At 75.7% G+C, this 8,451-nt stretch carries 6 protein-coding genes and 1 pseudogene; 5 read left to right on the top strand and 2 right to left on the bottom strand.

The genetic code is table 11. The features are described 5' to 3' along the window. Positions 1-192: pseudogene (locus CCN35_RS29015) on the top strand (hypothetical protein); the annotation flags it as partial. On the opposite strand, the gene CCN35_RS25885 reads toward CCN35_RS29015, so the two are convergent. Continuing rightward, positions 189-1,025: an Fpg/Nei family DNA glycosylase gene (locus tag CCN35_RS25885; protein WP_086794528.1), complete on the bottom strand. Its 837-nt coding sequence runs from the start codon at positions 1,023-1,025 to the stop codon at positions 189-191. The pseudogene CCN35_RS29015 and the gene CCN35_RS25885 overlap by 4 nt on opposite strands. A gap of 52 nt (positions 1,026-1,077) precedes the next feature. Further along, positions 1,078-5,946, bottom strand: coding sequence for an ATP-dependent helicase (locus CCN35_RS25890; RefSeq protein WP_086794530.1), 4,869 nt, complete (start codon positions 5,944-5,946; stop codon positions 1,078-1,080). 192 nt (positions 5,947-6,138) lie between these two features. Between CCN35_RS25890 and CCN35_RS25895 the strand changes: the two genes are divergently transcribed. Genes CCN35_RS25895 through CCN35_RS25910 form a run of 4 tightly spaced genes read left to right on the top strand, consistent with a single transcriptional unit; the run spans position 6,139 to position 8,314 of the window. Next, on the top strand, positions 6,139-7,137 hold the full coding sequence (locus CCN35_RS25895; protein ID WP_067393447.1) for an AraC family transcriptional regulator: 999 nt from the start codon (positions 6,139-6,141) through the stop codon (positions 7,135-7,137). After that, positions 7,038-7,757 carry an AzlC family ABC transporter permease gene (locus tag CCN35_RS25900; protein WP_236560595.1) on the top strand — a complete coding sequence of 240 codons (720 nt, stop codon included), beginning with the start codon at positions 7,038-7,040 and terminating at the stop codon, positions 7,755-7,757. The genes CCN35_RS25895 and CCN35_RS25900 overlap by 100 nt, the downstream gene beginning before the upstream one ends. Further along, positions 7,754-8,062, top strand: coding sequence for an AzlD domain-containing protein (locus CCN35_RS25905; protein WP_067393440.1), 309 nt, complete (start codon positions 7,754-7,756; stop codon positions 8,060-8,062). Before CCN35_RS25900 ends, CCN35_RS25905 begins: the two co-directional genes overlap by 4 nt. A 57-nt stretch (positions 8,063-8,119) precedes the next feature. Further along, positions 8,120-8,314: a DUF3046 domain-containing protein gene (locus CCN35_RS25910; protein ID WP_067393437.1), complete on the top strand. Its 195-nt coding sequence runs from the start codon at positions 8,120-8,122 to the stop codon at positions 8,312-8,314. The last annotated feature ends 137 nt before the right edge of the window (positions 8,315-8,451 follow it).

Here is an 8,451-nt window from a genome sequence, read left to right on the forward strand (position 1 = left end):
GAGGGGACGATCGCGGCCCGGGGATGGGGGCTGAGCGTGCTGCCGGTGCACTGCGCGCACAAGGAGCGGCCCGAGAGAAGGCGGGGGAGGAGCACGGGGAGGAAGCCGGAGAGGACGCCGGGGGAGATGCCGGACGACGCGGCGGCGTCGTGCCGTCCGGACCGGCGCTCCGGCGGGGCGGCGGCCGGTTAACGGCCGTGGGATGTCCGCCGCCCCCGCGGGACGTCCGGCGCCGGTGCCGGACCGGACTGGCAGGCGGGGCACCAGTAGGTGGGGCGCTCCCGGGAGCGGTCGCCCTGGTCGGCCACGCGGACGGAGGTGCCGCAGCGCAGGCAGGGACGCGGTGCGCGGCCGTAGACGAACAGGTTCTGGCCGGGCAGACCCGTGGTCCGGCGGACCGCGCGGTCGCGGTTGGCCTCCAGGAGCCGCTTGGCCAGGACGGGCAGCTTCGCGGCCCGGTCGGCGGGCAGGGCCCCGACGGGCAGCCACGGGGTGACCCCGAGCAGGAAGCAGAGCTCGCTCTTGTAGACGTTGCCGATGCCGGCGAGATTGCGCTGGTCGAGCAGGGCCTCGCCCAGGGGGCGGCCCGGGTCGGCGAGGACATGGGCCAGGGCCAGCTCGGGGTCCCAGTCCGGGCCGAGAAGGTCCGGGCCGAGATGGGCGACGGCCCGCCCCTCCTCGGCGGTGCGCAGCAGCTCCAGGACCTGCAGACGGTAGCCGACGGCCGTGCGGTCGGCGGTGCCGAGCACGACGCGGATCTGATGGGCGGGGCCGCCCCTCCAGCGCTCACCGGCGCCGTACACCTTCCAGGCGCCCTCCATCCGCAGGTGCGAGTGCAGGGTCAGACCGCCCTCGAAGCGGGTGAGCAGGTGCTTGCCGCGCGAGACCGTGTCCAGCACGGCCCGGCCGGTGAGGTCGACCGTGGCGTACTTCGGCACCCGGAAGTCGCTGAGGGTCAGCACCTTGCCCGCGAGGGCGTCGTGCAGCCGTCTCGCGGCCTGCCAGACCGTGTCGCCTTCGGGCATGGGTCAAGGGTGGCACGTGCGGGCGGGCGGGTGCGCGTCCGCGGCGGCCGGCTCAGGCGCGCAGACGCAGACCGCGCGGGGTGGCCACGAAGCCCGCCTCCTCCAGGAGGGCGCCGAGGGGAGAGGTCAGCGCCGAGGCGCCGTTGACGCGCTCCACGGTGACCGTGCCCAGCGAGCCCGCGCGGGCGGCCGCGGCGAGCGCCTCGGCGGCCTCCCGCAGGCGCGGGCCGTCGCCGGTGCCGTCCGGGCCGTCGGGCCAGGCCAGCAGGGTCTTGCCGCCGCGCTCCATGTAGAGCGTCAGCTCGCCGTCCACGAGCACCACCAGGGAACCGGCCTTGCGGCCCGGCTTGTGCCCCGCTCCGGCCGGGGGCTCGGGCCAGGGCAGCGCGGCGCCGTAGGCGTTCGCGGGGTCGGCGGCGGCCAGGACGACCGCCCGGGAGCCGGCGGCGGTACGGCCACGGCGGCCGGCCGGACCGGCCCCGGAGCCGTACGCGAAGAGCCGCCCGTCGTCTTGTGGGCCGCCCTGACCCGGTGGGGCGAGGTCCCGGGGCGAGACGTACTCGCCCGGTGCGGGCCGTCCGGCGTCCGGCCGCCCGAAGGCGCCGTCCGGGCCGGCGCCGAAGCCCTCGGCGGGAGGGAAGCCGCCTGGCACGTCCGCACCGGCCGGGCTCCCGCCCCGCTCACGGGCGCCTGCCACCGCGCGCAGACGGTCGACCGCGCCGTCCATCGCGAACTGGGCGGCGCCCAGCCCCTCCACCACATAGCCCCGCCGGGCCTGGCCGCTGTCCTCGAAGGCGGACAGGACCCGGTACACCGCCGCGAACCCGCCCTCGACGCCCTCCGCCGCCACCGCTCCCCGGGTGACCACGCCGTGCCGGTCGAGAAGGGTGCGGGCCAGTGCGTGGGCGCGCACGGTGGGATCGGGGTCGCGGGCGGGCAGCAGCGACCAGCGGCCGGCGACGGTCGGCGGACCGTTGCGGGAGGCGGGACGGGCGGCGGCCGTCAGGGAGCCGTAACGCCCGCGCGGGACCGTGCGCCTGGCCCGATGGGCCGTGGAACCGGCGGTGCGGCCCGAGCCGAGCAGCGCGCGCATCGGCGCGAGCGTGTCGTTGGTGAGCCGTCCGGACCAGGCCAGGTCCCACAGGGCCTCGGCGAGTTGGGGATCCGTGACCTCGGGGTGGGTGGTCGCGCGGACCCGGTCGGCGATCTGGCGGAAGAACAGGCCGTAGCCGCCGGAGAGGGCGTCCAGGACGGACTGGTGCAGGGCGGTCGGCTCCAGGGGGTGCGCCGGCGGCAGGAGCAGCGGGGCCGTGTCCGCCAGATACAGCGAGACCCAGCCGTCCTTGCCGGGCAGTGCGCCCGCGCCCGCCCACACCACCTCGCCGGTGGCGGTGAGTTCGTCGAGCATCGAGGGCGTGTAGTCCGTCACGCGGGACGGCAGGACCAGCTTCTCCAGCGCGGAGGCGGGCACGGGCGCACCCTGCAACTGCTCGATGGCACGCACCAGTCCGTCGATGCCGCGCAGCCCGTGCCCCGCGCCGATGTGCTGCCACTGCGGCAGGAACCGGGCCAGCGCGGCCGGCGGCACCGGCTCCAGCTCGTGCCGCAGCGCGGCCAGCGAACGGCGGCGCAGCCGGCGCAGCACGGTCGCGTCGCACCACTCCTGCCCGATGCCCGCCGGATGGAACTCGCCCTGGACGACACGGCCGTTCGCCGCGAGCCGCCGCAGCGCGCCCTCGGTGACCGCCACGCCCAGGCCGAAGCGGGCCGCGGCCGTCGCCGAGGTGAACGGGCCGTGGGTGCGGGCGTAGCGCGCGAGAAGGTCGCCCAGGGGGTCCTCCACCGGCTCGGTGAACGCCTCCGGGACCCCCACCGGCAGCGCGGTGCCGAGCGCGTCGCGCAGCCGGCCCGCGTCCTCGATCGCGGCCCAGTGGTCGGTCCCGGCGATCCGGACCCGGATGGCCCGGCGGGCCCGGGCCAGTTCCTGCGCCCAGCCCGGTTCGGCGCCGCGCTCGGCCAGTTCGGCGTCGGTGAGCGGACCGAGCAGCCGCAGGACGTCGGCGACGCCCTCGACGTCCTTGACGCGCCGGTCCTCGGTCAGCCACTGCAGCTCCCGCTCCAGTTCGGCCAGCACCTCGGCGTCGAGCAGTTCGCGCAGCTCCGCCTGGCCCAGCAGCTCGGCCAGCAGCCGTGAGTCCAGCGACAGCGCGGCGGCACGGCGCTCGGCGAGCGGCGAGTCCCCCTCGTACAGGAACTGGGCGACGTACCCGAAGAGCAGCGAGCGGGCGAAGGGCGACGGCTCGGGCGTGGTGACCTCGACCAGGCGCACCCTGCGGGACTCGATGTCGCCCATCAGCTCGACCAGGCCCGGGACGTCGAAGACGTCCTGGAGGCATTCGCGAACCGCCTCCAGCACGATCGGGAACGAGCCGAATCCACTGGCCACCTGGAGCAGTTGGGCGGCGCGCTGGCGCTGCTGCCACAGCGGGGTGCGCTTGCCCGGACTGCGGCGCGGCAGCAGCAGCGCACGGGCGGCGCACTCGCGGAAACGGGACGCGAACAGGGCCGAGCCGCCGACCTGGTCGGTGACGATCCGCTCGACCTCGTCCTTGTCGAAGACGACGTCCGCCGCGCCGACGGGGGCCTGCTCGGCGTCGTACTCCGGACCGGCCGTCACCGGCTGCTCCTGGCCGAGCAGGTCGAGGCCCAGCAGATCGGCGTCCGGCAGACGCAGCACGATGCCGTCGTCGGCGTGCATGACCTGCGCGTCCATGCCGTACCGCTCGGACAGGCGGGCGCCGAGCGCCAGCGCCCACGGGGCGTGCACCTGGGCGCCGAAGGGGGAGTGCACCACGACCCGCCAGTCGCCCAGCTCGTCGCGGAAGCGCTCCACGACGATCGTCCGGTCGTCGGGAACATGACCGCAGGCCTCGCGCTGCTCGTCCAGGTACGCCAGGACGTTGTCCGCGGCCCATGCGTCGAGGCCGGCCGTCAGGAGCCTGCGCCGGGCGTCCTTCGGGGGCAGGGAACCGACCTCGCGCAGGAACGCGCCCACCGCACGGCCCAGCTCCAGCGGGCGGCCCAGCTGGTCGCCCTTCCAGAACGGCAGCCGGCCCGGTACGCCCGGCGCGGGGGAGACCAGGACCCGGTCGCGGGTGATGTCCTCGATGCGCCAGGAGCTCGTGCCGAGCGTGAAGACGTCGCCGACCCGGGACTCGTAGACCATCTCCTCGTCCAGCTCGCCGACCCGGCCGCCGCCCTTCTTGGGGTCGGAACCGGCGAGGAACACCCCGAACAGGCCGCGGTCGGGGATCGTGCCCCCGGAGGTCACGGCGAGGCGCTGCGCGCCGGGGCGGCCGGTGACCGTGCCCGTCACGCGGTCCCACACCACGCGCGGGCGCAGTTCCGCGAACGCGTCGGACGGATAGCGCCCGGCGAGCATGTCGAGGACGGCCGTGAACGCCGACTCCGGCAGCGAGGCGAACGGCGCCGCCCGGCGGACCAGGGCGAGCAGGTCGTCGACCTGCCAGGAGTCCATCGCCGTCATCGCCACCAGCTGCTGGGCGAGCACGTCCAGCGGGTTGGCGGGCACCTTCAGGGACTCGATGGCGCCCGCGCGCATCCGCTCGGTGACCACCGCGGCCTGGACCAGGTCGCCGCGGTACTTCGGGAAGATCACGCCGGTGGAGACCGCGCCGACCTGATGGCCCGCGCGGCCGACGCGCTGCAGCCCGGAGGCCACGGACGGCGGGGACTCCACCTGGACGACGAGGTCCACGGCGCCCATGTCGATGCCCAGCTCCAGGCTGGAGGTGGCGACCACCGCCGGGAGCCGGCCCGCCTTGAGGTCCTCCTCGACCAGGGCGCGCTGCTCCTTGGAGACCGAGCCGTGGTGGGCGCGCGCGATGACCGGGGGCGCGCCGTGCGCGGCGCCCGAGCCGCCCATCAGCTCGGCCGGGGAATGGTGCTCGTCCAGGGGCCGGCCGGTCGCCCGCTCGTAGGCGATCTCGTTGAGCCGGTTGCACAGGCGCTCGGCGAGCCGCCGGGAGTTGGCGAACACGATCGTCGAGCGGTGGGCCTGGACCAGGTCGGCGATCCGCTCCTCGACGTGCGGCCAGATCGACGGCCGCTCCGCCCCGTCGCCGGCGTCGGCGACCGGGGAGCCGCCCAGCTCGCCCAGGTCCTCGACCGGTACGACCACCGACAGGTCGAACTCCTTGGCGGACTCCGGCTGGACGATCTCCACCTTGCGGCGCGGCGACAGAAAGCGGGCGACCTCGTCGACCGGGCGGACGGTCGCGGACAGCCCGATGCGGCGGGCCGGCGCGGGCAGCAGCGCGTCCAGGCGCTCCAGGGACAGCGCCAGATGGGCGCCGCGCTTGGTGCCGGCGACCGCGTGCACCTCGTCCAGGATCACCGTCTCCACCCCGGTCAGCGCTTCGCGCATGGACGACGTCAGCATCAAGAACAGCGACTCGGGTGTGGTGATCAGGATGTCCGGCGGGCGGGTGGCCAGGGTGCGGCGCTCGGCGGCCGGGGTGTCGCCGGAGCGGATGCCGACCCGCACCTCCGGTTCGGGCAGCCCCAGCCGGACGGACTCCTGGCGGATGCCGGTGAGGGGGCTGCGCAGATTGCGCTCCACGTCGACGGCCAGGGCCTTGAGCGGGGAGACGTACAGCACCCGGCAGCGCTTCCTCGGGTCGGCGGGCGGCGGGGCGGAGGCCAGCCGGTCCAGGGCGGAGAGGAAGGCGGCCAGGGTCTTGCCGGAACCGGTCGGGGCGACCACCAGCACGTCCGAGCCGCCGTTGATGGCCTGCCAGGCGCCCGCCTGGGCCGCGGTGGGCGCGGGGAAGGCCCCCGTGAACCAGTTGCGGGTCGCGGGGGAGAAGCCTTCGAGGGCCCGGTGAGCGTCGCCGACCATGCGTCCATCCTGCACCCGGCCACTGACAGCGCCCCTCGGTCCGGCGCGCCGCGGCCTTGTCGCCCGGAGCCGCGTTCCGGACCATGGCCTCCTTCGGCCGGGCGCGCCGCGGTCCGGAGGCGGCCCCGTGTCCGCACCGCCGCGGCGGCGGGACGGGGACGCGCCGGGGACGGGACGACGGAGAATCGATGCATGGCGGGAACGGCCAAGGAGCGGGCGCGGCACTGGCAGTACGAGGAACTGCCCGGTGTCGATCTGCTGCGGGCCCGCTACATCCGCAAGGAGTTCGTGCGCCACACGCACGAGCACTTCGTGATCGCCGCCATCACCGAGGGCATCGAGGTGTTCCACCACCGGGGAAGCGACCAGTACGCCGGGGCCGGGGCGCTCGCGCTGATCAATCCCGACACGCCGCACACCGGGCGGGCGGGGGTGCCCGAGGGCTGGCGGTACGGCGCCGTGTATCCGGCGCCCGCCCTGGTCGCCGAGATCGCGGCGGAGACCACGCGCATCCGCGGGACACCGGGGTTCGTCAGCCCGGTGCTCGACGATCCGTACGCCGTCGCACTGGTGCACCAGGTGCTGCGGGCCGCCGACGAGGGGAACGCGCTGGCGGCCGACACCCTGCTGCGGGCCGCCGTGACCCGGCTGCTCAGGCTCAACGGCGGTGCGCTGCCGCAGCGGGAGGTGCGGACCGCGGGAGCACGGACCGCGGCACGCGCGCGTGCCGTCCTGGAGGAGCGGATGGCCGATCCGCCGAGCCTGGAGAGACTGGCGGCCGACCTGGGCAGCAGCCCGTTCGCGCTGCTGCGGGCCTTCCGCGACGCCTACGGGATGCCGCCGCACGCCTGGCTGACCGACGCCCGGGTGCGCAGGGCCCGGCACCTGCTGGACGCGGGCACCCCGCCCGCCCAGGCCGCCGTCGCCGTGGGCTTCACCGACCAGTCGCACCTGAGCCGGCACTTCTCCCGGATCGTCGGCGTGCCCCCGGGGGCCTACCAGCGTGAGCGCAAGAACGTACAAGACGCGCGGTCCAGGCTTTTTCTACCCTCGGCGGCGTGGCACGACAGACAGCTCTCACAGACACGGACATACACACCGAAAGCGCAGGGAGACCCGACGCCGCCGTCGTACGGGACGCCCTCGGAGTCGGGGTCGCCGTCGGACTCTCCGGGTTCGCCTTCGGGGTGACCGCGGCGGGCAGCGGGCTCACAGTCCTGCAAAGCTGTGCGCTCAGCCTGCTGGTGTTCACCGGTGCCTCCCAGTTCGCCCTGGTGGGGGCGCTGGCGGCCGGAAGCAACCCGTTCACGGCGGCCGCGGGCGCCTTCTTCCTGGGGGTGCGCAACGCCTTCTACGGGCTGCGCCTGTCGCAGTTGCTGGCCCTCCCGCGCGCGGTGCGGCCCCTGGCCGCCCAGTGGGTCATCGACGAGACCACCGCGGTCACGCTGGCCCAGCCCACGCGGCGCGGCGCCCGGATCGGCTTCACCGTCACCGGGCTCACCCTGTACGCGCTGTGGAACCTCACCACGCTGCTCGGCGCGCTGGGCGCCGAGGCACTCGGCGACACCGAGGCATGGGGCCTGGACGCGGCCGGACCCGCGGTGTTCCTGGCGCTGCTGGCCCCCATGCTGAAGACCTCCACCGAGCGGGCGGTCGCCGCCGGGGCCGTGCTCCTGGGCCTCGGGCTGCTGCCCGTGCTGCCGGCCGGGGTGCCGGTCCTGGCCGCCGCGCTCGCCGCACCGGCCGTGCTGTACCTGAAGGGCCGCCGTGCGGGCGGCACCCGTGACGAGGAGCGGGAGGAGGACCGTTGAGCGTCTGGATCGCGGTGGCCGTGACCGCCGTCGGCTGCTACGCCGTCAAGCTGGCCGGGCTGCTCGTTCCGGCGGGGGTCCTGGAGCGGCCGCTGGTGAAGCGGCTCTCCGCGCTGCTGCCCGTCGCCCTGCTGGCCGCGCTCACCGCCCAGCAGACGTTCGCCGACGGGCAGGCGCTCGTGCTGGACGCCCGGGCCGCCGGGCTCGGGGCCGCCGCCGTGGCACTGGTGCTGCGGGCACCCTTCCTGGTCGTCGTCGCCGCGGCCGTGGTGGTGACGGCCGGGGTGCGGGCCCTGACCGGGTGACGGCGGGGCGGCGGGTGCCGTGCCCGCCGCCCCGTCCCGGGGCGGAATACTGGGGGCATGCGGTTGACGGTCTTCTGGGAGCGGATGGCGGAGCACTTCGGCACGGGATACGCCGACACCTTCGCGCGCGACCACGTGATGTCGGAGCTCGGCGGACGCACGGTGCACGAGGCGCTGGCGGCGGGCTGGGACGCCAAGGACGTGTGGCGGGTGGTCTGCCAGGTCATGGACGTTCCGCAGGAGAGGCGCTGACGGGACGCGAAGACCACGGGCCGGTGCCGGGCCGCCGACGGCATGGGCGAGACTTGCACCGTGGCACCCACTGACGAGTCCGGGCGGACGGCCCGGCAGGCATCCCCGCTCGGCGCCCCGCCGCCTCCCCGTTCCCC

Source organism: Streptomyces thermovulgaris, assembly GCF_002155915.1.
Lineage (GTDB): Bacteria > Actinomycetota > Actinomycetes > Streptomycetales > Streptomycetaceae > Streptomyces > Streptomyces thermovulgaris.

Excerpts from the sequence above, each read along its gene's own strand:
- CCN35_RS25890 (WP_086794530.1), bottom strand. The coding sequence starts at position 5,946 with ATGGTCGGCGACGCTCACCGGGCCCTCGAAGGCTTCTCCCCCGCGACC.
- CCN35_RS25895 (WP_067393447.1), top strand. The coding sequence starts at position 6,139 with ATGGCGGGAACGGCCAAGGAGCGGGCGCGGCACTGGCAGTACGAGGAA.
- CCN35_RS25885 (WP_086794528.1), bottom strand. The coding sequence starts at position 1,025 with ATGCCCGAAGGCGACACGGTCTGGCAGGCCGCGAGACGGCTGCACGAC.
- CCN35_RS25910 (WP_067393437.1), top strand. The coding sequence starts at position 8,120 with ATGCGGTTGACGGTCTTCTGGGAGCGGATGGCGGAGCACTTCGGCACG.